Consider the following 23,113-nt stretch of genomic DNA (forward strand, 5'->3'; position numbering starts at 1 on the left):
TCGTTGCTATTCCGCGGCATCGCGCGGCGGCATCTTCCAGGCGCCGGCGGCGGGCCGCTTCAGCCCGAGATTTTCGCGCAGCGTCTTGCCGCGATAGTCTTTCTGGAACAGGCCCCGGCGTTGCAGCTCCGGGACGACATGCTGCACGAAATCGGCGTAGGAGCCGGGCACATAGGTCGCCGCGATGACAAAGCCGTCGCAGCCGCGCTCGACAAACATTTCCTCGAGCCTGTCCGCGATCTCCTTGGGGCCGCCGACCATGGCGTCCTGCACCTGGCCGCGGCCGGAGAAGGTGACGAAGTCGCGCGCGCTCGGATTGCTCTTGCCGGAATTCTTCAGCACGCCGTCGCGGATGCCCAGAATGCCCTGCATGCTCTTCAGCTCGTCAGTGGTCAGCGGCTCATCGAGATCCTTGGAGGCGAAGTCGTAGTTGAGCGCTTCGGCAAGCAGCGACAGCGCGTCGATCTGGAGCGGCAGCTTGTTGATCAGCGCCATCCTGTCCTCGGCCTCGGCCTTGGTCGCCGCGCAGACCGGCGTCGTCAGATTGCAGAGGAACATCTGGTCGGGATCGCGGCCGGCCTTGGCGGCCTCGTTGCGCACGGCCGCGTAGCCGTCCTTGGCGCCCTGAAGATTGCGCGCGGCGGTGAAGATCACCTCGCCCCATCGCCCGGCAAAGCGCTGGCCACGGCCGGATGCGCCGGCCTGGATGATCACGGGGTGGCCCTGCTGCGAGCGCGGCACGGTGAACGGCCCGCGTGACCTGAACGCCGCGCCCTTGTGGTCGAGCCGCTTCACCTTGGTCGGATCGGCAAAGCGGCCGGTCTTCTTGTCCATGATCAACGCGCCGTCTTCCCATGTGTCCCAATGGCCAAGCACCACCTCCATGAATTCGTCGGCCTTGTCGTAGCGGGAATCATGTTCGGGATGGGAGTCGCGCCCCATGTTGAGGGCTTCACCGTCATTGAGCGAGGTCACGACGTTCCAGCCGGCGCGTCCGCCGGACATGAGGTCGAGCGTTGCGAAGCGGCGGGCGACGTCGAACGGCTCGTAATAGGTGGTCGAGCAGGTTGCTCCCAGCCCGAGCCTCTCAGTGACCATGCCCATCGTGGACAGTACGATCAGCGGATCCATCTTCACGCAGCGGATGCCGTATTCGACGGTATGGGCGTGGTCGTTGCCGTAGCGGTCCGGCATCGCCAGGCGGTCGTCGAAGAAGGCCATGTGGAACTTGCCGGCTTCGAGAATCCTGCCGATCTCCTGATAGTAGTCCGCCGACATCGAATCGTCGCGCGAATCCGGATGCCGCCAGGAGCTCGGCAGGTTGGTGCAGTTCTGCGCCTGGAGGAAGCCGACCAGGACCATCTGTCGATTCATGCTGCTGTTCTCCTGATGCCGTCAGGCCAGACCGAGGACGGTGTCGAGCCGGTATTCCCGCGCCAGCGCGCGCAGCTTTTCCCAGGTGGCATCCTCGATCTCGATGCCGTCGCGCAGACGCTGCTGCTCGCGCAGGCCCTCGATCTCGCCGGGATAGTAGACGCCTTTGCTGCCCTCGGACGGCGGCGTCGATTTCAGATAGCGCGCGAACTCGGCGACCTCGCGTTTGAACTCCTGCAGCGGGCGGAATGCGGCGACATTGAACACCGCCATGAAGCATCCGTCATTGTGCCGCCCCGTAGGCTCGACGCCGAAGCCGAGGCCGGTGAGCAGGCCGCACAGCACCTCGACCATGGCGGCGAGGCCGCTGCCCTTGTAGCCCTCGGTGCCGCCGAGTGGCAGCAGCGCGCCGCCCTTGCGGTATTGGGTCGGATCGGTGGTGTGCCGTCCCTCGGCATCGATGATCCAGCCCGTCGGAATCTCCTCGCTGCGGGCGACCGCGAGCTGGATCTTGCCGGCCGCCACCGCCGAAGTCGCCATATCCAGATAGAACGGCGCATCGAGATCGGACGGCACGGCGATCGAGATCGGGTTGGTGCCGAGCCGCGCCTCCTTGCCTCCAAACGGGGCGACGTGTTTCGGCGAGCGGCCGGAATCCGCCGTGGCAATCCCGATCATGCCTGCGCGCATCGCCATCAGGGGGTAGGCGGCGAGGCGGCCGACATGGCTTTGCCGGAACACGGTGCAGGCAGCGACATTCGCCGTCCTTGCCTTCTCGATCGTCAGCGCCATCGCCTTGGCGTTGACGTGGAAACCAAAGCCCCAATGGCCGTCGATCACGGTCGTGGTCGGCGATTCCTGGACGACGGTCCATTTGGCGCCGGGAACGATGTGGCCGGCCTTGATGCGGTCGATATAGGTGGGAACGGCGATCACGCCGTGGGAATCATGGCCGGCGAGATTGGCGTTGACGCAGCCGATCGCGACGGCGTCGGCTTCTTCCTCGGAGGCTCCGGCGGCGCGGAGCAGGGCAGCGCTGACGCGCGTGAGGCGATCGGCCGTGACGATCGGCATGGCGTTCCCCGGGGTCTTTGCCCTTGGCGGGCACTGATTGTTGGAGGCCATCGTCTCAAAGCGCGGCTGTGATATCAATCTCCCGTAAACCAATACAGGGCGGCAAATTCGTAAAGAGATCGCGCCTCTTGCTGAGGATTCGTCCCGTGCGGCGGTATTTTCGATAGTTTACCCCGGGTCGTTCGCAGCTCGTTCACTTTGATCGATTGTTTGCAGCGCGCAATAACGACCACTTAGGCGATGGCCCCTCATAAAGGCACCCGGGAGAAATAGGCAGAAATGCCCGGGAGCTGAGATCGTGCCGACGACACTCGCGCGCACCTTTGCGGCGTTGAGCGCCATCAACGAAGCGATTCTCTATGCGAAATCGCCGGACGAGCTGTACCAGAAGGTCTGCGACGCCGGGTTTTCGAGCGGGGATTTCTTGGCTGTCGCCGTGTTTCTGGTCGGACCGGACGACCGGCGACTCCATTTTGCGGCCGGCTGTGGCGACGACGTTGCGCGGCTGCGCTCGATCGAGATCACGACGGTTGCCGGCACACCCGAAGGCTCGGGCGTCGGCGGCGAGGCATTTCGAGATCAGAAGCTGTGCGTCAGCAACGATTATCTGAACGACCCCCGTTCGCTGGCGTGGCGCGCGGGTGCCGCTTCGGCCGCCATTGGCGCGGCTGCGGCGCTGCCGCTGCTCTGCAACGGCAAGAGTGTCGGCGTGCTCTACGTGACCCGCCGCGAAGCCGGCTCGCTGAACGAGCAGATGGTGTCGCTGTTCGGGCGCATGTCGGCCAACATTTCCTATGCGCTGGACAATTTCGCGCGCGAAACCGCGCGGCAGACCAGCGAACGGGCGACGCGGCGGCTCAACCGCATGTTCGGCGCCATCAGCGCCACCAACGAAGCCATCCTGCGCGCCAAAACCGAGCAGGAGCTTTATCAGCTCGTGTGTGACGCCTCCGTTCACGGGGGCAAATCGCTGGCGACGATCGTGTTGCTCCGCGAACCGGATTCGCATTGGATGAGTCCGGTCGCGTCCACCGGCCAGAACCTCGCACTGATCACCCAGGCGCGCTATTCGATCGATCCGGAGAATCCCTACGGCAAGGGAATATCCGGCGAGGTGTTCCGGACGCAGAAGGCCATCGTCGAGGACGATCTCGCCAGCCGCACCAGAGGCTCGCCGTGGGAGCAGGCCAACGTCAACACTGGCGTTGCCGCCTGCGTGGTCGCGCCGCTGATCAGGCACGGTGAAAGTGTCGGCGTGCTCTTGTTCTTCATCAGCCGCTCCTGGGCCAAGGACGAGGAGATCGTCGCGCTCCTGCTGCGTATGGCGGAGAACGTCTCGTTCGCGATCGATAATTTTGGCCGCGAGTCCGAGAAGGCCAAAATCGCCGCCGAAGAGGAACGGCTGGCACGCATGTATGCGGCGCTAAGCGCCACCAACGAGGCGATCCTGCGGGCGCGGTCGCGCGCCGATCTGTTCGACCTCGTTTGCGAGGCGACGGCGAAGGGCGCCAAGTTCACTTCGGCCAACATCGCACTGGTCGACCCTCACGCCGGGCTGCTGCGCGTCGTCGCCTGTTACGGACCTAACGCCGATCAGGTTCGCAACTTCAAATTCTCGATCTCCGAGGAGGTGCCGGAAGGGCGCGGATTGACCGGCATCGCGTTCCGCACGCGCCAGCCCGCCGTCAGCAACGACGTGCTCGCCGACGAGCGCATCGCGCCGTGGCACGCCAGCGCCCGCCGCAACGGGATCGCGTCCTCCGCGGCGTTGCCGCTCTTCAACGGCGACCGGGTCGAAGGCGTGTTCCTGTTCAACTCTCCGGAGTGCGGCACGTTCACACCCGAATTCGTCGAATTGCTGCGCAAGCTCCAGGCCAACGTCGCCTTCGCGCTGGAAGGCTTCGATCGCGCCGAGGAGAAGGCGCAGGTGGACAAGCAGCGCAATCGCCTGAGCGGAATGTTCGAAGCGCTCAGCGCAACCAATGAAGCGATCATGCGCGCCAAGTCGCGCGAGGACCTGTTCGAGGCCGCGTGCCAGGCAGCTATTCTCGGCGACGTGTTCGCGTCGGCAACGATCGGGATCATCGACGCGGAAAACGAGCTCGTTCGCGTCGTCGCGGTGAAGGGGCGACTGCAGCAGCAAATGGTTGGACGGACCTGCAGCATTTCCGTCGACCATCCCGAAGGCGAGGGGATCATCGGCACCTCGCTCCGGACCCGCCGGCCCAGCGTCATGAACGACTATCTGAACGAGCCGCGGTCGGCATATTGGCGGGCGAAGGCGATCGAGGACGGAACGCGGGCCGCCGCCAGCTTCCCGCTTCTAAAGGCGGGCCAGGAGCCGATCGGCATCCTGCTTTTCCTCGCGCCCGAGGAGGACACATTCACGCCCGATCTGGTCGAACTGCTCGGGCGCCTTGCCGAGAACGTCTCCTTCGCGCTCGACAATTTCGACCGCGCCGAGGAGAAGGTCCGGACCGATGCCCAGAAGGAGCGCCTGACGCGCATGTTCGCGGCTCTGAGCGCGACCAACGAAGCGATCATGCGGGCGAAGTCGCGCGCCGAGCTGTTCGAGCTCGTCTGCCTTGCCGCATCGAACGGCGCCAAGTTCACCTCGACCACGATCGCGCTGGCCAGGGCCGACAGCGACCAGCTGGAGATCGTGGCGAGCGCCGGGCCATCTTCCGACACCACGCGCAACGTTCGCCTCTCCATCGACCCCGAGCGTCCCGAAGGACGCGGGATGAGCGGCACGGCGTTCCGCACGCGCCAGCCCTGCATCAGCAACGATTATCTCAACGACGATCGCGTCAGCGCATTCCACGCCGTTGTCCGCGGCGACGGGGCGCGATCGGGCGCAGCGTTTCCGCTCATCGTGCACGACCAGGCCGTCGGCGTCATGATCTACATGTCGACCGAGCCGGCTACCTTCACGGTCGAGTTCGTCGAGCTGTTGCAGCGTCTGGCCGACAACGTATCCTTTGCGATGGAGAATTTCGATCGCGCCGACGAGAAGAACGAGGCGGACGAGCGGATCGAGTACCTCGCCTCGCATGACAGCCTGACCGACCTTCCGAATCGCGAGACCTTCAACGGGCTCTTGCGCGAGGCGATCGAAACGGCGGAGCGCCACGATCACCGTTTCGCGGTGCTGTTCATCGATCTCGACCGCTTCAAGGTCATCAACGATTCGCTCGGCCATGAGGCCGGCGACCTGCTCCTGCTCGAAGTGGCAAATCGCTTGCGCGGCGCGCTGCGGGAAAGCGACGTCGTGGCGCGCCTCGGCGGCGACGAGTTCGTGGTGATCCTCGACCAGTGCGGGGAGATCGACGACGTCCAGCGCATCGCGACCGGGCTGCTCGCTGCACTCGCCGAGCCCATGGAGCTGGCCGGACACGAGTGCCACACCACGGCCTCGATCGGTATCGCGATGTATCCGGCCAACGGCTCCGATGCGCAGACCCTGACCAAGAACGCCGACATGGCGATGTATCTCGCCAAGGAGGACGGCAAGAACGGCTACCGCTTTTTCTCCAAGGAAGTGACGACGCAGTCGATCGAGCGGCTGTCGCTGGAGAGCGCGCTGCGCCGCGCGCTGGAGCGCGAGCAGTTCTCGCTGAACTACCAGCCCAAGGTCGACATGGCGACCGGCCAGATCACCGGCGTGGAAGCGCTGCTGCGCTGGGCGCATCCCGATCTCGGCAACATCTCGCCGGCTCAGTTCATCCCGCTTGCGGAGGAGACCGGCCTGATCGTGCCGATCGGCCGCTGGGTGCTGAGGGAAGCCTGCGCGCAGGCCATGGCCTGGCAGCGCCGCGGCCTGTTGCCGTTGTCGATGGCGGTCAACCTGTCGCCGCGGCAGTTCGCCGACGAGCATCTGTTGCAGGACGTCGACGAGGCGCTGGCGGCCAGCGGCATGTCGCCGGTGCTGCTCCAGCTCGAGGTCACCGAGAGCATGATGATGCGCAATGTCGGCCGCGCGCTCAAGGTGCTCGATGCCATCCAGAGCCGCGGCATCCGCCTCGCCATCGACGATTTCGGCACCGGCTATTCGTCGATGTCGCTGATGAAGCACTTCCCGATCGACACGATCAAGATCGACCGCTCCTTCGTACGGGACCTGCCGCAGGATTCGGAAGACCAGGCGATCGCGCAGGCCATCATCAGCATGGGCAAGGCGCTCGGCATGACCGTCGTCGCCGAAGGCGTCGAGAACGCCGAGCAGGAGGCATTCCTGCGCACCCATGGCTGCGACGAGATGCAGGGCTTCCTGATCTCGAAGCCGCTGCCAGCCAAGCAGATGGCCGCGCTGTTGCGGCCGATGGTCCTGCCTATCGCCCCGCCGCTCCAGCCGGAGCCGGACGTTGCCGCCATGGAAACTGCAGCGTCACGGCTGAAACGCGCTGTCGTCTGACGGCTGCGGGTGCAGCGCGCGGGCGTCGTGTTCCCCACCCTCGGCCTTGCTCGGAAAATCCTGCGGTCCCGTCAGCGATGTCTGTTCGACGAACAGCGCGAGAATCGTGTGCGCGCCATCGGCGAAGCTCGCGCCCTCGTTCAAACCGAGTTCGGCGCACCATGCGCAGCTCATCGCCTCCCGGTCATCGAACACTGCCATCGCGGGTCCCCACCACCAGGCGGGCGCAGGCGAGCGCTCGTCCGCGGGCACAATGTGCCAGCGGGCAAACTCCTCCATCACGCGCTCGAACTCCAGGCGTGCGGCCTGATGCATTCGTTCCATGCTCCCAGGGATCCGCGACCGATGACGGGCCTTCGCGCCGAAATGATCGTGACCTGACGCTCGGAAAAATCGGCTCGCGCATTCGGACGAGCCAGGCATGCCGGCATCGTCGCCGGCAGCGAAGGCCCAGTCTAGCCGTTCACGCCACCGCTGAGCAAGGCGCGGGCGCCCCGATTGCCTAACGCTGTCTGAACGGATGCGCCTTCTGGTGCCAGGCCCAGGCGGTGCGGATGACCGTCGCCAGGTCGGAATGGCCAGGCACAAAGTTCAGCACCTTTCGCGCAGCGGAGGGATCCGCAACCAGATAGGTCGGATCGCCGGCGCGGCGCGGCTTGATGGTATGCGGCACCTCGCGGCCGGTCTCCTGCCTGATCGCGTTCAGGATCTCGCGCACGGAAAAGCCGGAGCCGGTGCCGAGATTGAAGCTGCCGCCGGCATGTCCGTCTTCCAGCAGCTTCAGGGCCGCGACATGCGCCGCGGCGAGGTCGGTGACGTGGATGTAGTCGCGGATCGCACTCCCGTCGGGCGTGTCGTAGTCGTCGCCGAACACCGCGAAGTCGACATGGCCCTGCAGCGCCATCATGGCCCGGGGAATGAGATGGGTTTCATTGTCGCGCAGCTCGCCGATGCCGCCGGCCGGATCGGCGCCGCTGGCGTTGAAATAGCGCAGGCAGAACGCGCCGAAGCCGTAGGCCGAGCGGTAATCGGCGAGCATCCGCTCGATCATCCATTTTGACGCGCCATAGGGGTTGATCGGAACGCAGGGAAAGTCTTCCGGCAGCTCCTTGGAATCGGCATTGCCGTAGACGGCGCCGGTCGAGGAGAACACGATGCGATGGCAGCCTGCGTTGCGCATCGCCTGCAGCAGCGACAGCGTGCCCTGAACGTTGTTGATGTAGTATTTCTGCGGATCGGTCATGGACTCGCCGACCAGGCTGGCCGCCGCGAAATGCATCACCGCCGTGATCTTGTGGTCGGCGAAGGCGCGTGCCAGCGCCGTGCCGTCGAGCAGATCGCCCGTCACCAGGGGGCCGGCAACGAAGCTGCGATGACCTGTCGAGAGATTGTCATAAACGACGGGCTGGTAGCCGGCGGCGGTCAATGCGCGGCAGGCATGCGAGCCAATGTAGCCCGCGCCCCCAGTGACGAGGACAGTCGGTCGGTCGGTCATATCGTCTTATGCTCTTCTCTTAGCGGAGTGGTCGGTTGCGGCTGAAGAGAAGATAGAGCGCGCGGGGGTTGGTGGTCAAATAGCGCCAGAACAGGCGGCGCGGCTCGAGCAAGGTGCGCCACGCCCATTCGAGTCCGACCTTCTGCATCCATTGCGGCGCGCGGGAACGGCTGCCCGACAAAAAGTTGAACAGGCCGCCCGATGTCTTGATAACGCCAACATTGGTGAGGTACGGCGTGAACTCTTCCACGAATGCCTGCTCGTTGGGCACGCCGAGCGCGACCCACAGATAGTCCGGCGCAAGCGCATTGATCTCCTCGACCTTGGCGCGCAGCGCCTCGCCTCGCAGATAGCCATGGCTGCGCCCGATGATCTTGAGGTCCGGATACAGCTTCTGGACGTTCTCGACGGCCACGATGTTTTCGGCCTCGCTGGCGCCGAACATGTAGAAGGTGCGGCCGACCGCCTCCGCCTTGCGCGCGACGACGTGGAACAGGTCCGTGGTCGCGACGCGCTCGGGCAGGGGAAACCAGGATTGCAGCCTCGAGGCCGCCACCAGCGGCTGGCCGTCGGCATTGATCAGGTCGGCGGCGCGGAACAGGCGCTCGGTCTGCGGTTCCGTCGAGCAGCGCGCCAGCACCTCGCCATTGGCCGATGTCAGGAATAACGGGCGGCCGATGCGATTGTCGGGATCGGTCGCCTCGATCATGAAATCGGCGGTCGCTTCCAGATCGATCGCGGCCATGCGGAGCCCGCCGACGGTGATTCGCGGCACGTCGGCCGTTGCTGCCCGTCCGTCGAGGTTGACGCGACGCTCAAGCATATTGTCTGCCTCGCTGGCGCGTTTGGATTGCAGGGGTGAGTTCGTCCAGCACGACGCCGACGAGCTTGCGCTCGGCGCGGCCCAGCGCGGTCAGGATCTCTTCCAGGCTGTCGTTGATGTCGAGGCTGGTTGGCAGCACCGCCACCAGCGCGTCGGTGTCCTCGAGCAGCTTGCGGCCGCCGGCCGAGAGCGGCATCGCGGGGCCGTCAAGGATCACGAGGTCATAGCCGCCTGCGGCGCGCGCCTGCGCAATCGCCTTGCGGATCGCGTCGGCAGCCTTGCCGGCATCACCCTCGCCGGCCGGCAGCACCGAGATGCCGTTGACCGTCTTGATCTCGCGTGCGGCCTTGCTGCCGATCGAGAGCCAGCCGAGCCTGCTCGGCTCGCTCTTGCCGGGGCGGCTGACCTTGTTCGAGAGCGCGTGGGCCTGATGGTCGGCATCGATCATCAGCACGCGGGCGCCGTCGCGCGCCGCCGCGAGCGCGAAATTCAGCGCGATCACGCTGCGTCCGGTGGTGTCGCCGGCGCCGACCAGCGCGATGACCGGCATCGTCTTGTCGCCGGCGCGCCGGGCCACGGCAGCTCGCATATCGCGCCAGGCGTTGAGCAGTTTCGTCAGGGGAAAGCCGGGCCGCAACGTCGGCCAGCCCAGCCGGGTGAGGTCGACGCCGCCGCCGGTGGCGAGAATGGCTCCGAGCGTGTGGATGACGTCGGCCTCCTGGAGGCGCGCGATCAGCGGCTTTTCGATCAGGGGCTTTTCGACCATCGCAGGCTGCAGCGATGGCGCGGCAAGTTCGGGCAGGGCCTGCGCCACTTCCTGAGGTCGCGAGACCTGCGGAGGCTGCGGAGCTTCCGGAGCCGGCAAAGCCTCGGGAGGGCGCGTTCTCTCCGGTGCCGGCTTGCGCTCACGGCGGGCCGGTGCGGGCGCCGGTGCGCCGACGAGCAGGAGTTCGACCGCGGCGAACCAGCTTGACGCCGCGAGCGCGCCGAAGACGAAGCCGATCATGGCGAACAGGCTCATGGCGGGCGGGAACGAGCGCCGCTGCGGCACCGTCGCTTCGCCGATGACGCGGGCCGCCGAGGTGTTCAGCGTCTCCTGCTCCTCGGTCTCGCGCGAGCGCTTGAGGAAGGATTGATAGACGTCGCGGCTGGCATCGGCCTCGCGCTCGAGTTCGCGGAGGCGGACGGCGGCCTGGCTGAGCTGCACGCTCTGCCGCTTCTGCGCTTCCATGGCCCGGTTCAGCGAGGCCTCATAGTCGCGGGCGCGCGTCAGATCGTTCTTGGCCGACTGGGCGAAGCGATCGATCTCCTCGCTGATGGTGCGCTTGAGATCCTCGACCTGCTTCTCGGTCTGGCGCAGCGCCGGATGGCGCGGCCCGAGCTCGCCGGCCTGCTCAGCATATTTCTTGCGGGCATCGGCATATTGCGCGCGCAAATTCGCGATCGTCGGCGATTGCAGCGCTTCCGGGATCGCGCCGGCATCGGCAGCGGTACGGCGGCTCGCCTCGATCTGATCGAGCCGCGCCTGCGCATCCATCGTCGCCGCGCGGGCTGCGGAAAGCCGCTGGTTGCTGGCGGAAAGCTGCTGATCGCTGATCAGTGCATCCTGAGTGCCGACGAAATTGTTCTGGGCCTTGTAGGTCGCGAGCGCGGTCTCGGCGTTGCGCAGCCGCTCGCGCAGCTCCTTGAGGCGGCCGGAGAGATCGTTGGTGGCGCGCCGTGCGGCCGAAGCCTGTGAGTTGCGGGATTCGGTGAGGTAGGCATTGGTCAGCGTGTTGGCGAGCATCGCCGCTTTCGCCGGATCCGTCGACCAGACCTCGATGTCGACGATGAAGCTCTTCTCGGTCTTGCGGATCGTGATGTGCCGGTTCAGCGCCTCGAGCGCCGCAAGTTGCACTTCCTTGTTGTCCGCCGCGGAGGGAGCGCGGGGCTGCAGGCCGATCAGGCCGAGCAGCGACGACGTCAGGCTCTGGCCGTCGCTGCCGCCGCCGAATTCCGCGTCCTTGTCGAGACCCGCCTGCTGGATCACCTTGAGCAGCACGCTGTTGGAGGTGATCAGCCGCGCCTGGCTCTCCACCACCATGGACATGCCGGAGACGTCCTGCGCGCGCGGCGTGAGCTCACGATCGACGAGCTGAAGCTCGCGCGGATCGACATAGAGCTGGGCGGTGGCGGTGTAGCGGGGCGTCAGGCTCTTGCCCACGGTAACGGCAAGAGTTGCGCCGAGCAGGGCAGCCGCGGCAATCGCGACCTTGCGCCGCCAGAGCAGATTGGCGAGCTCCAGCACGTTGAAGCCGGCCTGGGGCCGTTGTTGCGGCGACTCCGGTCCGGCCCGATCTATCGGCTGGTTATAGTCAAGCATGATCCCCAGCTTTCATTCCAACTGCCGCAGGCTGAGGGGCTACTCTTCGCTCTACGCCATGCACCCGGGATATAGGTGCCCAATCAACGCAACAGGGAAAATTAACCATACTCATTGAGGGACTATTCACCGAAATGGCAAACAAAGCGTTTAAGCGCATGCCACTCCGCAGTGCGTCCTCGTGACGCCAGCGATGCCGGGGCTCCCTTGAGATTAACAGTTCGTTACCGCGCACGGCTTGGCCGCGAGGCTCGGCTTGTTCTGCAATGAGCCGCGCGCGCGCCATGACCGTCAGCTTTTCCGCAGGATGACGTGATAGTCGCCGCGACGGACGTCGGTCCCACGCGAAAGCATGGTATTCAGCACGGCCGCGCCGGCGTCCACGAGCGCCGCGAACAGCGGCTTGCGCCGGCGCATCTCGGGATAGCGCGGACTTTCGACCTCGCGGCGGTAGATCATCTCAAGGCCGTTGGCAGCCGCGAAGGCTTCGAGCCGGGGCAGCGTCACCAGCGGATGGAAGAAGGTCGGGAATGGCGGCTCACCGGGCATGCCGGCATCCTTGATGCCGCGGATGTGCCGGTAGAACCAGACGTGAAACCAGTGCGGCGAGTATTTGGTGACGATTCCGGAGAGCGAGCGGGGATTGGGCGCGCCGATCAGGATCAGCCCGCCGCGCTTGAGCGCATCGCGGAAGTTCAGGAGCGCGGCGTCGACATGGGGCAGATGCTCGATCACGTTGTAGCAGATCACGAGATCGAAGGTCTCGCGTCCGAAGCGATAGGTCTGCACGTCGCCGAGGATCGCCTCATCCGCGTAGGTGTTGTTGCGGAGCTGGTCCTCGTCGATGTCGACGACGGTGACCTTGCTGCGTCCAGGCAATTCCGGCGGCAGGACGCTGCACGAGCCGCCGCCGGCTTCATAGATGGCGAGCTGGCCTTGTGGCAGTTCACGGCGCAGCACGTCGTGAACGGCGAGCAGGCTGTCGCGGGCTTCGCCGGGGACGAGATCGTGAAGCGCCTGGACGGGGGCCGCGGCCGCAGGAATCTGGATCGCCGTGGCTCGCGCAAAATCGATCGTGGCTGGCTTGTTCATATTTTCTGACCGCGCTTGTTCTATTCAAATTTACAGGAAAAATATCGCGAGCCCGAAGAGCAAATCCGATGCCGCGCCGTCTCACCGGTCGCAGTGCTTACGGTCGGGTTAATGCGCATGCGCATTAACTACGGCATTGTTCATGTTGGGTCTTCGCCGGCGCATGGACCGCGAATTGCAGTACCACATGCGCATGATTTCGCGGGAGAAACAGACGAAAGCGGTTAAACGCATGATGTTGTCTTGGGACCGTCGGGAGACTGGCGTGAGGCGCCATCAACTGGCCGCTCGTTTTGGGACGCATCTGTCCCGCGACGATGTGCCGTCGCGGGACGTACGAATGAAGCAGGGCTTTTTCAATATATCTCGGACATCTAGAACGTCATGACATTGATCCCGACAGACCTGTCTGCCACGCGTATCTCGGATGCCGTGCGCGATCCCAACCGGGAGATCGCGGCGAGCTCCGGGGTCATCGACCTGTCGGTCGGTATCGTCGTCTGCATTCCCTGCTTTCGCCGTCCGCAGCACCTGCGGCTGACGCTGGAGTCGCTGGCGAGCCAGCGGACCCCGCGGTCCTTTGCCGTCGTCATGGTCGAGAACGATGCCACGCAGCGCGAGAGCGCGCCGGTTGCCGCGGAGTTTCTGGCCGCCGGCAGGCTGCAGGGCGTCTGCCTCGTCGAGAAGCGGCAGGGCAATTGCCAGGCCATCAATGCTGCGTTCGAGACGGCGCAGGCGCTGTTTCCTGCCGCAACCCGCTTCCTGATGATCGATGACGACGAGATCGCATCAAGCGACTGGCTCGAGCTGATGGTCCGTACCGCGGAGGCGACTGGCGCCGACGTGGTCGGCGGGCCGGTGCTGCCGATGTTCGACGATGACAGCAAGCCGTGGCTTTCGCGTCATCCCGCCTTTTGTCCCGCCTACGACTATTCCGGCGCTGTGCCGCTGATCTATGGCTGCGGCAATTGTCTGATCACGCGCGCCGCCTTCGAGCGGTTCGACCGTCCCGCGTTCGACCTGCGCTTCAATTTCCTCGGCGGCGGCGATTGTGATTTCTTCGTGCGGTGCCGTGATGCCGGCATGATCTTCCACTGGACGGCGGAGGCCGTCATCACCGAGACCGTGCCGCAAAGCCGCACCAGCCTCGGCTGGATCGCCAAGCGTGGCCTGCGCATCGGCGCGATCAATTACCGCGTGCAGTACAAGGCCGCGCAGGGCGCGGCGGCGCGAGCGCGGGTGTTCGCGCAGATGCTCGGGCGATTGCCGCTCTCGCTGGTTCGGTCCGCAGGTTTGTTGACGTCGTCGAAGGCCGTCGTCGCGATGCATCCGGTGATGGTCGCGCTCGGCTCGATGCTCGCGGCATTCGGGATCGAGCCGAAGCCCTATGAGGCCTCGAAGATCGTGTCGTGACGATTAGATGCCGAAACGGGCGAGGGCGGTCCTGGCCGCGGCGCGCGGCAACGCCTTGAGCGAGCGTCGGCCGACCATTCCGAGATAGCCAAAAGCCTGGCGATATCGGCCGAAGCGAACCGCCTGCATCGCCGAGTAGGTGATGAGATGAAGTTCGGCGGCGAGGCGCAGTCCGGTCGCCATGCCCTCGGGCAGGCGCGCCAGGATCAGTCCGTCGTCGAATACCCTCGCGATGGCAGGGAAGAAGTCCTTCGGCGTCCGCACCGCCGCGTTCATGGTGTTGGCGGTGTGCAGGCGATAATCGAGCAGCAGTTTTGGCGCGAACTCGAACTCGCCGATTGCGGCGAGGCGACACCAGCAGTGCCAGTCCTCACAATAGCGCAGCGATGTGTCGAAACCGCCGATGGCCCGGAAAGCTTCCGCGCGTGCCAGCGCGATGCCGCCATTGACGATGAAATTGCCGGCGGCGAGCCGCGTCAGCACGTCGCCGGACGGCTTCCGGCGCCCTTTCAGCAGGCCGCGCCGGCCGATCTGGTGTCCCTCGCTGTCGATCGTGTTGTAATCGCCATAGACGAGCACCGCCCGCGGAGCCCCACGTGCCGCCTCCAGCAGTGCCGCCACTGCGCCGGGGCGAAGGCGGTCGTCGGCATCGAGGAACAGCAGCCATTCGCCGCGGGCATATCGCGCACCGAGATTGCGCGCTGCCGACACGCCGGCGGAATCATTCGTCATCAGGCGCAGCCGCGGATCGCGAATGCCGCGGACGATGGCGGTGGTGTCGTCGGTCGAGCCGTCGTCCACGACGATCACTTCGCCCACCTCGCCCTGCGCCAGTGCGCTGGCCAGGGTTTCGCCGACATAGACCGCAACGTTCTTGGCGGGAATGACGACGGACACCGACGAGGTCGAGCTCGACGGCAGGGGCTGGCGTCCCGCCGGAACGAGGCGCGTGGTGGCCGGCAAATCGAGAACGTCTTCGGCGGTGATCTGAGCCACGGCTCGCCTTTAAGAGTCTGTTAACCAGGACGCACTGCGCTGAATGGATGATGCGATTGATCGCAGCATGGGCATGCCCAGCGAATGATACTCGCATTACAGCCTGATCGTTGCCGGGAAGGCCTGCGCGGCGCCGGTTTCGTCAATTAGCGTTAAGCCGCTGGCATTAAGCCTGTGGCAAATTTGGAAGAGAGTGACAGCCGGTCCCATGCGAGAATGCGCATCCGGTTGCCGCGGATGGAATCCAGTGCCCGCAAAGACATTCGAACACGACCCAGATGCGATGATCCTCAACCTCTTCTATGAGGACAAGGACGATCGCTGGTTTCCCGGCGACCGGCATCTGCGGCGCATGGCGCGCCGCTTGCTGCTCGGCGAGCCGCGCATGAGCGGCCAGCTTCGCGTGTTCCTCAATCTCTGTGCGGGGCTCGACCGGCTCGGCATCCGCTACCGCGTCAACGACTACGGCTACATCGCGCGGCATCCCGAAGAGCTGGCCTGCATCGTCGGCCGCACCTTCCTGCTCGACAAGTTCGCGTGGAAGAACCCGATCCTGCTCGGCGTCGCCGCCCACAATCATCCGCTCGACGATCCTGATTTGTTCAAGCGGCTGCCGGTGAAGAAAGTCGTGGTACCCGGCCCCTGGTACGTGGACATGTACCGGCCGTACTGGCCCGAGACGGAGGCCTGGCCGGTCGGTATCGACACCGATCTATGGGCGCCGTCGCAGGCCTCGCAGAAGGCCGTCGACGTGCTGATCTACGACAAGGTCCACTGGGATCGCGAGCGTTTTGCGCCGGAGTTGATCGAACCCGTCCGCGCCCGCCTGCGAAAAGAGGGGCGCTCCTTCGCGGAGCTGCGCTATGGCAGCTACAAGGAGGAAGATTATCAGGCGGCGCTGGCGGCCTCGCGCGCGATGATCTTCCTGTGTCAGAACGAGAGCCAGGGCATCGCCTATCAGCAGGCCTTGTCTTGCGGCGTGCCGGTATTCGCCTGGGATCCGGGCGGCCCGTGGCGAGACCCCGATTACTATCCGCACCGCGTGCAGTTCGCGCCGGTGTCGTCGGTGCCGTATTGGGATGAGCGCTGCGGGGCCAAATTCGTCGACGTCGCCGGGTTCGAGGCGGGGTGGGACGACTTCTGGGAAGGGTGCGCTGCGGGCGTGTTCGATCCGCGCGGCTATGTCCTGGACAGCCTCACGCTGGAGCAACGGGCGCTGCAATACTACGAGATCGCGCGGAGCATCGTGCGGCAGCCGGCGGCGTCGCTGGCCCCCGCTAACCCGGTCGATGGACGCTCGATGGGATTGAGCCCGGACCTGGAGCTTCCCCGGCGTCACCAGGTGTCCTGAACCATGGACCGCAGCGCCGCCGACATCACCCTCGATGCCCGATCGTTGGGCCGCGCCTTCCGCGACGGCCTGGCGGAGCTGAATGCCGTGCAGGCCGCGCGTTGCATCGTAGCCGTCGCGTCGCTGCTGCTGGTGCTGGTGACGCTCGATCCGTTCCCGGACCTGCGCAATCCCGATGTCACCACCGTCGTCGGCGGACGAATGGCGCTGGCCTATATTTCCTGGGGACTGCTCGCTGCGGTCGCGGTGCTGTTCGTCGCCACCACGGATGCGCCCGCGCTGAAGACCCTGGTGACACCGCTTCATCTCTGCCTCGTGGGCTGGCTGGTGATCAACATCGTCCTCTCTGAGAGCCGCGGCGTTTCCATCCAGCGCTTCGTGCTCGCCGCCAGCGTGACGTCGCTCGCCGTCCTGCTGCCCTTGCTGCCGCCGACGCAGCGCAGCTTCAATCTGTGCCTGGGTACGGCCGCGCTGGTGCTGCTCGCGCTCTGCTATCTCGGTGTCTTCCTCGCGCCGCACTATTCGATCCACACCGCGTTCGATATCGGCGAGCCGCAGCTTGCCGGCGACTGGCGCGGCAGTTTTGGCCATAAGAACATCGCCTCGCCCGTGATGACCATCCTGGTCTATGTCGGCATCTACCTGACCGCCGTCGGCTCGTTCGTGATGGGACCGGCGATCGCCGCGCTGGCCGGCGTCTTCCTGATCTTCACCGGCGGCAAGACCTCGTCGGTGCTGTGCCTTGCGATCTACGCGCTCGCCTCGCTCGTCTACGTGACGCCAAGCCTGTGGCCGAAGCGGATCATCTGCTTCGTGCCGCTGATCGTGATGAACCTGCTGACGGTCGGCAGTGTCTTGAGCCCGGCGTTGGGAGCGATGACGCGCTTGCTGCCGCTCGATCCGACCTTCACCGGCCGCTCCGCGATCTGGGAGTTCGCGCTCGCGGCCGTCGCCGAGAAGCCGATCATCGGTCACGGCTATGCGGCCTTCTGGGATGATGTCACCGCACGGCAGACCGCCCAGGGCGCCGAATGGGCGACGTCGGCGGCGCATAGCCACAACAGCTATCTCGACCTCGCGGTCACCATCGGTCTGCCGGGGCTGCTGCTCGTAATTCTCGTGTTCGTGCTCGCACCGCTCGGCAATTTCCAGTCAGCCCAGGCTCACAGCCGCAGTGGGGCGCTGGCAAAGCTGTTCCTGACCGTGTGGCTGTTCGGCCTGTACTACGGCGCGACCGAGACCTTCCTGCTCGAACGGCAAAATCCGATCTGGTTCATGTTCGCGCTCGCGGCGGCGGGCCTGCATTTCCTCGCCAGGTTCCAATGCGTCGAGCAGCTGGAACCGGAACGCTGACAGCTTGTCGCAGCCGGGGCGATGGTGGCATCGGCTTAACGATTGAGCGGCTACGTCTCTTGTGATGTGCGACAAAACATAATCTATCTCGAAACATTCAGTAATCGTATGTCCCGCAGATGACGTTCCTCAGCGTCGAGCAACCAGATGGCCTCGTGTCCAGCACGTCGAACGTCGCTGTCGATTTCGTGCGTGACTGGCGGCAGGCCGCGTCGCGTCTGAACGCCGGGCATCGCACCGCATTCCAGCATGGTTACTGGCTCGATGCATGGTATGAGGCGTTTCACGATTTTGCGCCGCTGGTCGCGATGATCTCGGATGCCGCCACCGGCAAGGACATCGCGGTCGTGCCGATGGTCAGCCACATCAGGCGCGGCATCCGCATCGTCGAATTCGCCGATCTCGGCGTCTCCGACAACAACGCGCCGATCCTGGCGCTCGATGCCGCGTTGGACGCGGCGACGATGGATGCGATCAGCTTGGCACTGGTCGAGGCATTGCGCGCCTTGCCGGATCGCTTCGACCTGCTTCGCCTGAGGAAGATGCCGGCCCAGGTCGGCGGCAAGCCGAATCCGCTGGTGTCGCTCGGGCGGATCGGATCCTCATCGCTCAACGGCAATGTCGTGCTGCTGGGCGACGACTATGAGGACTACCAGGCCTCGATCAAGCGCATGCAGATGCCGCGTTGCTGGCGCGTCTTCAGCCGGCACGAAGGAGCGCGGTTCGAGATCGCCGCGGACGTTGCGCGCGCGCATGAGCTCCTTGACGTGACGGATGTCCAGCAGCAGGCGCGCATGCGTCAGCTCGGCTCGCGGTTCGTCCTCAACGACGACGCCCATGCCCGGTTTTACCGCGAGGTCGCCCGCCAGGGCGTCGCGGAAGGTTATGCGGTCGTCACGGCGCTCGTCTGCGATAAGGGTGTTGTCGCCACCGCGTTCGGCGTCAGATCCGGCGCGACCTACTACCTCTTGCGCATCAGCCACGCCGGCAATTCATGGTCGAGCTGCTCGCCGGGGCTGCTCGTCGCCGAGCGCACGATGGCGGCGCTGCATGCGGAGGGCGTGCGCCGTTTCGACCTCAGCATCGGCAACCAGGATTACAAGCGGCGCTTCGCTGCCGAGAGGGTGCCGCTGACCGACGTCAGCATCGCGCTGTCCTGGCGCGGCGTTCCTTTCGCATGGCGCGACCACGCCGCGCAGGGCCTGCGCCGCCATCCCGCGGCGGCCGCCCTTGCGGCGCGCGCCATGGGCAAGGGAACACGCTGAAGCGGCACTCCCGAACGGGAATGCCGCCTGCCGCATCAGCCGTACATCTCAGCCATGGAGCTCAGCCGTGCAGCTTCCTGGCGGTCTCCGCGATCTGGCGGCCCTGATAGCGCGCGCCGGCGAGCTCATTGGCGCTGGGCTGGCGGCTGCCGTCGCCGCCGGTGATCGTGGTGGCGCCGTAGGGTGCGCCGCCGGTGACTTCGTCGAGCTTCATCTGGCCGGCAAAGCCGTAGTTCATGCCGACCACGACCATGCCGAAATGCAGCAGGTTGGTGATGATCGAGAACAGCGTCGTCTCCTGGCCGCCATGCTGGGTCGCAGACGACGTGAAGGCGCCGCCGACCTTGCCATGCAGTGCGCCCTTGGCCCAGAGCCCGCCGGCCTGATCGAGGAAGTTCGCCATCTGCGAGGCCATGCGGCCGAAGCGGGTGCCGGTGCCGACGATGATCGCATCGTAATTGGCGAGATCCTCAATCTTGGCGACGGGGGCGGCCTGATCGACCTTGTAATAGAAGACTTTCGCGACCTCGGCCGGCACCAGCTCCGGCACGCGCTTGACGTCGACGGTGGCGCCGGCCTCGCGCGCGCCTTCGGCGACGGCGTTGGCCATCGCTTCGATGTGGCCATAGGCGGAATAATAGAGGACGAGAACTTTGGTCATGGTGGTCTCCGTTGGGGGGAAGAGTTGGATGATTGTTGGGATCGTCATGCCCGGGCTTGTCCCGGGCATGACGATCTTCGGCTCGTCGAAGCCGTGGATGGCCGGGACATAGGCTGGCGGAAGCGACGCCGTCCTTCAGACGGCTATGCCCGGCCATGACGGCGAGAGCGTTTACGCCGCGTCGACGAGCACGAGCTCGGTGTCCTCGAGCGCGGTGATCTTCAGCCGGTCCTCGTCGCGGATCGCGGCGCCGTCGCGGGCGTTGACCCGCACGCCGTTGATCTCGACTGAACCTGCCGCAGGCACCAGGTAGAGATGCCGCGCCTTCTGCGGCGCGTACTCCGCGCTCTCGCCGGCCTTGAGCGTGGTGGCGAGCACCCGCGCATCGGCGCGGATCGGCAGCGCGTCCGCATCGTCATCGAAGCCGCTCGCGATGGTGACGAGCTTGCCGGAGCGATCCGCTTTCGGAAACGGCTTCGAGCCCCAGGTCGGCTGTCCGCCGCGCTGCGTCGGTTCGATCCAGATCTGGAAGATCCGCGTCCTGGTCGGTTCCAGATTGTACTCGGAGTGGCGGATGCCGCTGCCGGCGCTCATCACCTGCACGTCGCCCGCTTCAGTACGGCCTTCGTTGCCGAGGCTGTCCTGGTGGGTGATCGCGCCCTCGCGCACATAGGTGATGATTTCCATGTTGGCGTGGGGATGGGCGGGAAAGCCGGTGTTGGGCGCGATCTCGTCGTCGTTCCACACCCGCAATGCGCCGTGACCCATGTTGTTGGGGTCGTAATGGCCAGCGAAGGAGAAATGATGCCTGGCCTTGAGCCAGCCGTGATCGGCGCCGCCGAGCTTATTGAAAGGTCTGAGTTCGATCATTTGCGTAATTCCTGTGTGGGTGGTTGGCGCCTCGATCAGGCGCCGAACCCGCCGTCGACATTGAGCACAGTGCCGGTGACGAAAGAGGCGTCCGGGCTTGCGAGGAAAACGATTCCGGCGGCGACTTCCTCGGGACGGCCGAAGCGCTGCAGCGCGTGCTGCTTGCGCTGGGTCTCGGCGAACTCGCCGCCATCCTTCGGGTTCATGTCGGTGTCGATCGAGCCGGGCTGCACCACGTTCACGGTGATGCCGCGCGGACCGAGGTCGCGTGCCGCGCCCTTGGTGTAACCAACCACGGCGGCCTTGGTGGCGACGTAGTCGGCAAGCCCAGGGAACGAGGCGCGGTCGGCGAGCATGGAGCCGACGGTGACGATGCGGCCGCCTTCACCCATCAGCTGCGAGGCGGCGCGGATCGCCGCGATCACGCCATGCACGTTGACCTGATCCTGGCGGGCGAGGGCATCCGTGTCGGCATTGGCGTCGTCGATGGCACCGCCAGTGGCAACGCCGGCATTGTTGACGAGGATGTCGAGATGGCCGAATTCCTTGGCGACGTCGTTGACGAGCTGCGTGACGTCCTTGGCGGAAGCCTGGTCCGCCCTGAAAGCGCGGGCCCTGACGCCATTGGCCTTCAACTCGGTGACGACGGCTTCCGCCTTGTCCGGCGAGGCCACGTAGCTGATGGCGACATCCGCGCCTTGGTCTGCGAGAGCGCGGGCAGAGGCCGCGCCGATGCCGCGCGAACCGCCGGTGACGAGGGCGACCTTGCCTGAGAGCTTCTTGGTCATTGGATTTCTCCATTGCGTAGGTTTGCGATTGATCCTTGGATAAGCCTCCGCTTGTGGTATAGAAATAGAAACTGTTGAAACGCATTGTTTCCATAGATGCCCCGATTGGATGGCCCTGATGGCAAAACTCCCTGATTTCGAGGCGCTCGCGATCTTTGCGAAAGTTGTGGAGTTACGGTCGTTTGCGGGGGCCGCGAGCGAGCTCGTCATGTCCAAGGCCACGGTGTCCAAGGCGGTGACACGGCTGGAGGAGCGGCTCGGCGCCCGGCTGTTCAACCGCACCTCACGCCGGCTTGCGCTGACCGATGCCGGGCACAAGCTCGCCGAGCGTGCGACGCGGCTGCTGACCGACGGCGAAGCGGCGGAGAACGAGGCGCTGGCGCAATCGGTGGCGCCGCGAGGCCTGGTGCGGCTCGCCGTGCCCATGACGTTCGGCATCAAGGCGGTGGCGCCGCTGCTGCCTGAGTTCTTCGAGGCCTATCCGGAAGTCTCGGTCGATCTGCATTTGAGCGATGCGACCGTCGACCTGATCGGCGAGGGTTTTGACATGGCGGTGCGGATCGCGCGGCTGCCGGACTCCTCGCTGCTTGCGCGGCGGCTCTTCACCATGCCGCGCTTCACCGTGGCCGCGCCGTCCTATCTGAAGAAGCACGGCCGGCCGACGCATCCGATGCATCTGGCCGAGCACAAATGCTTCAGCTACGCCTATATGTCGACGCCCAACATCTGGCACTACACCAATTCCGCCGGCGAGCAGGCCAGCGTGCGCCCGGGTGGACAGCTCCGCGTCAACAACGGCGAAGCCGTGATGCCGGCGCTGATTGCGGGCCTCGGCATCGCCGAGCTGCCCGAGTTCATCGTTGGCGAAGCGATCTCATCGGGCGCCGTCGAAGTGATCCTGAAGGATTGGAAGCAGGCCGAAGGCGCCGTGCACCTGGTGACGCCGCCCGGCGGCCCGCGTCCCGCCCGCGTCGAAGCCCTCGGCGATTTCCTCGCGGCCAAGTTGCCGGGCACCTGCAAGCGGCGGACGAAGAAAGGTGCGAAGGTGGTGTGATCCTCCTTTGGTGGGCACGGCGCGCGAAGCGCGCCTTTGCCCACCCTACGAGATCTCGCTAGTCTATCGTTTGCGCAAGCTAGCGTAGGGTGGGCAAAGCGAAGCGTGCCCACGGCTTCGCCTGAGAGGATCGCAAGTGTCTCGATATCGGCGCGCGCAGGGCAGCGCGTTCTTCTTCACCGTCGTGCTCGCCGACCGGTCGAGCACGCTGCTCGTCGATCAATCCGCTCGCCTAAGGCGAACTTACCGAACCGTCTTTCAGCGCCGGCCATTCGAGACGGTCGCAATTTGCATCTTGCCCGACCACCTCCACGCGATCTGGGCCCTGCCGGAAGGTGACGCCGATTTTTCATCGCGTTGGAATTTGATCAAAGGCGGATTTTCGCGTGGCTTAGAGGCCGGCTTACCTTCAAGTAGCAAGCTGAGAAAGCGTGAGAAGGGCATCTGGCAGCGGCGCTTCTGGGAGCACGCAATTCGCGACGACGCAGACTTGGAGCGACACGTTGATTACATCCATTTCAATCCCGTGAAACACGGTCTCGTCACTCGAGTGCGCGACTGGTCTCTCAGCAGCTTTCATCGCTACGTGGAGCAAGGCACTCTTCCCTTGGATTGGGGAGGGGATATGCGGGACGTCGCGGGACATTTCGGGGAGTGACCGTGGGCACGGCGCGCGAAGCGCACCTTTGCCCACCCTACGGCAGCTCGCCAGCCTGTCGTTTGCGCAA

Annotated in this window: 18 protein-coding genes; 7 read left to right on the forward strand and 11 right to left on the reverse strand. The window is 65.3% G+C overall.

All coding sequences use genetic code 11. The features are described from left to right. Positions 1-6: 6 nt before the first annotated feature. Both XI03_RS10935 and XI03_RS10940 read right to left on the reverse strand, forming a co-directional pair. Entirely contained in the window at positions 7-1,374 is a 1,368-nt protein-coding gene (locus tag XI03_RS10935) for an LLM class flavin-dependent oxidoreductase (RefSeq protein ID WP_271592145.1), read from the reverse strand. Between the two features lie 21 nt (positions 1,375-1,395). Beyond that, a complete protein-coding gene (locus XI03_RS10940; protein ID WP_271592146.1) occupies positions 1,396-2,448 on the reverse strand; it encodes an Ldh family oxidoreductase in 1,053 nt (350 codons plus the stop codon). Positions 2,449-2,746: 298 nt separating this feature from the next. On the opposite strand from XI03_RS10940, the gene XI03_RS10945 reads away from it, so the two are divergent. Beyond that, positions 2,747-6,862 (forward strand): bifunctional diguanylate cyclase/phosphodiesterase, encoded by a 4,116-nt coding sequence (locus XI03_RS10945; protein ID WP_271592147.1) that lies wholly within the window; start codon positions 2,747-2,749, stop codon positions 6,860-6,862. Here the strand turns inward: XI03_RS10945 and XI03_RS10950 are convergent. From XI03_RS10950 to XI03_RS10970, 5 genes are all read right to left on the reverse strand, one after another. After that, positions 6,836-7,177 (reverse strand): hypothetical protein, encoded by a 342-nt coding sequence (locus XI03_RS10950; RefSeq protein WP_271592148.1) that lies wholly within the window; start codon positions 7,175-7,177, stop codon positions 6,836-6,838. The genes XI03_RS10945 and XI03_RS10950 overlap by 27 nt on opposite strands. Before the next feature lie 187 nt (positions 7,178-7,364). Next, on the reverse strand, positions 7,365-8,357 hold the full coding sequence (galE, locus tag XI03_RS10955) for a UDP-glucose 4-epimerase GalE (RefSeq protein WP_271592149.1): 993 nt from the start codon (positions 8,355-8,357) through the stop codon (positions 7,365-7,367). A gap of 19 nt (positions 8,358-8,376) precedes the next feature. Further along, positions 8,377-9,180 carry a WecB/TagA/CpsF family glycosyltransferase gene (locus tag XI03_RS10960; RefSeq protein WP_028140059.1) on the reverse strand — a complete coding sequence of 268 codons (804 nt, stop codon included), beginning with the start codon at positions 9,178-9,180 and terminating at the stop codon, positions 8,377-8,379. After that, complete coding sequence (locus XI03_RS10965) at positions 9,173-11,542, reverse strand: exopolysaccharide transport family protein (RefSeq protein ID WP_271592150.1); 2,370 nt, start codon at positions 11,540-11,542, stop codon at positions 9,173-9,175. Before XI03_RS10965 ends, XI03_RS10960 begins: the two co-directional genes overlap by 8 nt. 291 nt (positions 11,543-11,833) lie before the next feature. Continuing rightward, positions 11,834-12,634, reverse strand: coding sequence for a class I SAM-dependent methyltransferase (locus XI03_RS10970; RefSeq protein WP_271592151.1), 801 nt, complete (start codon positions 12,632-12,634; stop codon positions 11,834-11,836). A gap of 384 nt (positions 12,635-13,018) precedes the next feature. On the opposite strand from XI03_RS10970, the gene XI03_RS10975 reads away from it, so the two are divergent. Beyond that, a complete protein-coding gene (locus XI03_RS10975; protein ID WP_095424774.1) occupies positions 13,019-14,047 on the forward strand; it encodes a glycosyltransferase family 2 protein in 1,029 nt (342 codons plus the stop codon). A gap of 3 nt (positions 14,048-14,050) precedes the next feature. Here the strand turns inward: XI03_RS10975 and XI03_RS10980 are convergent, their stop codons facing one another. Then, complete coding sequence (locus XI03_RS10980; RefSeq protein ID WP_271592152.1) at positions 14,051-15,043, reverse strand: glycosyltransferase; 993 nt, start codon at positions 15,041-15,043, stop codon at positions 14,051-14,053. Between the two features lie 247 nt (positions 15,044-15,290). Between XI03_RS10980 and XI03_RS10985 the strand changes: the two genes are divergently transcribed. The 3 genes from XI03_RS10985 to XI03_RS10995 all read left to right on the forward strand — a co-directional run bounded on the left by XI03_RS10985 (position 15,291) and on the right by XI03_RS10995 (position 19,012). Beyond that, complete coding sequence (locus XI03_RS10985) at positions 15,291-16,394, forward strand: glycosyltransferase (RefSeq protein WP_038974648.1); 1,104 nt, start codon at positions 15,291-15,293, stop codon at positions 16,392-16,394. A 3-nt stretch (positions 16,395-16,397) separates the two neighbouring features. Further along, entirely contained in the window at positions 16,398-17,747 is a 1,350-nt protein-coding gene (locus tag XI03_RS10990; protein WP_442869710.1) for an O-antigen ligase family protein, read from the forward strand. A 119-nt stretch (positions 17,748-17,866) separates the two neighbouring features. Then, positions 17,867-19,012, forward strand: a complete 1,146-nt coding sequence (locus XI03_RS10995) for a GNAT family N-acetyltransferase (protein ID WP_271592153.1) — start codon at positions 17,867-17,869, stop codon at positions 19,010-19,012. 61 nt (positions 19,013-19,073) lie between these two features. Here the strand turns inward: XI03_RS10995 and wrbA are convergent, their stop codons facing one another. The 3 genes from wrbA to XI03_RS11010 form a co-directional block, all read right to left on the reverse strand. Further along, entirely contained in the window at positions 19,074-19,673 is a 600-nt protein-coding gene (gene wrbA / locus XI03_RS11000) for an NAD(P)H:quinone oxidoreductase (protein ID WP_271592154.1), read from the reverse strand. A gap of 171 nt (positions 19,674-19,844) precedes the next feature. Then, on the reverse strand, positions 19,845-20,543 hold the full coding sequence (locus tag XI03_RS11005) for a pirin family protein (protein ID WP_271592155.1): 699 nt from the start codon (positions 20,541-20,543) through the stop codon (positions 19,845-19,847). Between the two features lie 35 nt (positions 20,544-20,578). After that, positions 20,579-21,331, reverse strand: a complete 753-nt coding sequence (locus tag XI03_RS11010; RefSeq protein ID WP_271592156.1) for an SDR family NAD(P)-dependent oxidoreductase — start codon at positions 21,329-21,331, stop codon at positions 20,579-20,581. Positions 21,332-21,449: 118 nt separating this feature from the next. On the opposite strand from XI03_RS11010, the gene XI03_RS11015 reads away from it, so the two are divergent. Together XI03_RS11015 and XI03_RS11020 are read left to right on the forward strand one after the other, a co-directional pair. Continuing rightward, complete coding sequence (locus tag XI03_RS11015; RefSeq protein ID WP_271592157.1) at positions 21,450-22,385, forward strand: LysR family transcriptional regulator; 936 nt, start codon at positions 21,450-21,452, stop codon at positions 22,383-22,385. A 136-nt stretch (positions 22,386-22,521) separates the two neighbouring features. Beyond that, positions 22,522-23,043: an REP-associated tyrosine transposase gene (locus XI03_RS11020; protein WP_271592158.1), complete on the forward strand. Its 522-nt coding sequence runs from the start codon at positions 22,522-22,524 to the stop codon at positions 23,041-23,043. The last annotated feature ends 70 nt before the right edge of the window (positions 23,044-23,113 follow it).

Source organism: Bradyrhizobium sp. CCBAU 65884 (assembly GCF_028128835.1).
In the GTDB taxonomy this organism is placed as follows: domain Bacteria; phylum Pseudomonadota; class Alphaproteobacteria; order Rhizobiales; family Xanthobacteraceae; genus Bradyrhizobium; species Bradyrhizobium ottawaense.

What these genes read in the sequence shown, in the direction of transcription:
- XI03_RS10935 (WP_271592145.1), bottom strand. Translation starts at nt 1,374, where the DNA reads ATGAATCGACAGATGGTCCTGGTCGGCTTCCTCCAGGCGCAGAACTGC.
- XI03_RS10940 (WP_271592146.1), bottom strand. Translation starts at nt 2,448, where the DNA reads ATGCCGATCGTCACGGCCGATCGCCTCACGCGCGTCAGCGCTGCCCTG.
- XI03_RS10950 (WP_271592148.1), bottom strand. Translation starts at nt 7,177, where the DNA reads ATGCATCAGGCCGCACGCCTGGAGTTCGAGCGCGTGATGGAGGAGTTT.
- galE (WP_271592149.1), bottom strand. Translation starts at nt 8,357, where the DNA reads ATGACCGACCGACCGACTGTCCTCGTCACTGGGGGCGCGGGCTACATT.
- XI03_RS10960 (WP_028140059.1), bottom strand. Translation starts at nt 9,180, where the DNA reads ATGCTTGAGCGTCGCGTCAACCTCGACGGACGGGCAGCAACGGCCGAC.
- XI03_RS10965 (WP_271592150.1), bottom strand. Translation starts at nt 11,542, where the DNA reads ATGCTTGACTATAACCAGCCGATAGATCGGGCCGGACCGGAGTCGCCG.
- XI03_RS10970 (WP_271592151.1), bottom strand. Translation starts at nt 12,634, where the DNA reads ATGAACAAGCCAGCCACGATCGATTTTGCGCGAGCCACGGCGATCCAG.
- XI03_RS10975 (WP_095424774.1), top strand. Translation starts at nt 13,019, where the DNA reads ATGACATTGATCCCGACAGACCTGTCTGCCACGCGTATCTCGGATGCC.
- XI03_RS10990 (WP_442869710.1), top strand. Translation starts at nt 16,398, where the DNA reads ATGGACCGCAGCGCCGCCGACATCACCCTCGATGCCCGATCGTTGGGC.
- XI03_RS10995 (WP_271592153.1), top strand. Translation starts at nt 17,867, where the DNA reads ATGACGTTCCTCAGCGTCGAGCAACCAGATGGCCTCGTGTCCAGCACG.
- wrbA (WP_271592154.1), bottom strand. Translation starts at nt 19,673, where the DNA reads ATGACCAAAGTTCTCGTCCTCTATTATTCCGCCTATGGCCACATCGAA.
- XI03_RS11005 (WP_271592155.1), bottom strand. Translation starts at nt 20,543, where the DNA reads ATGATCGAACTCAGACCTTTCAATAAGCTCGGCGGCGCCGATCACGGC.
- XI03_RS11010 (WP_271592156.1), bottom strand. Translation starts at nt 21,331, where the DNA reads ATGACCAAGAAGCTCTCAGGCAAGGTCGCCCTCGTCACCGGCGGTTCG.
- XI03_RS11015 (WP_271592157.1), top strand. Translation starts at nt 21,450, where the DNA reads ATGGCAAAACTCCCTGATTTCGAGGCGCTCGCGATCTTTGCGAAAGTT.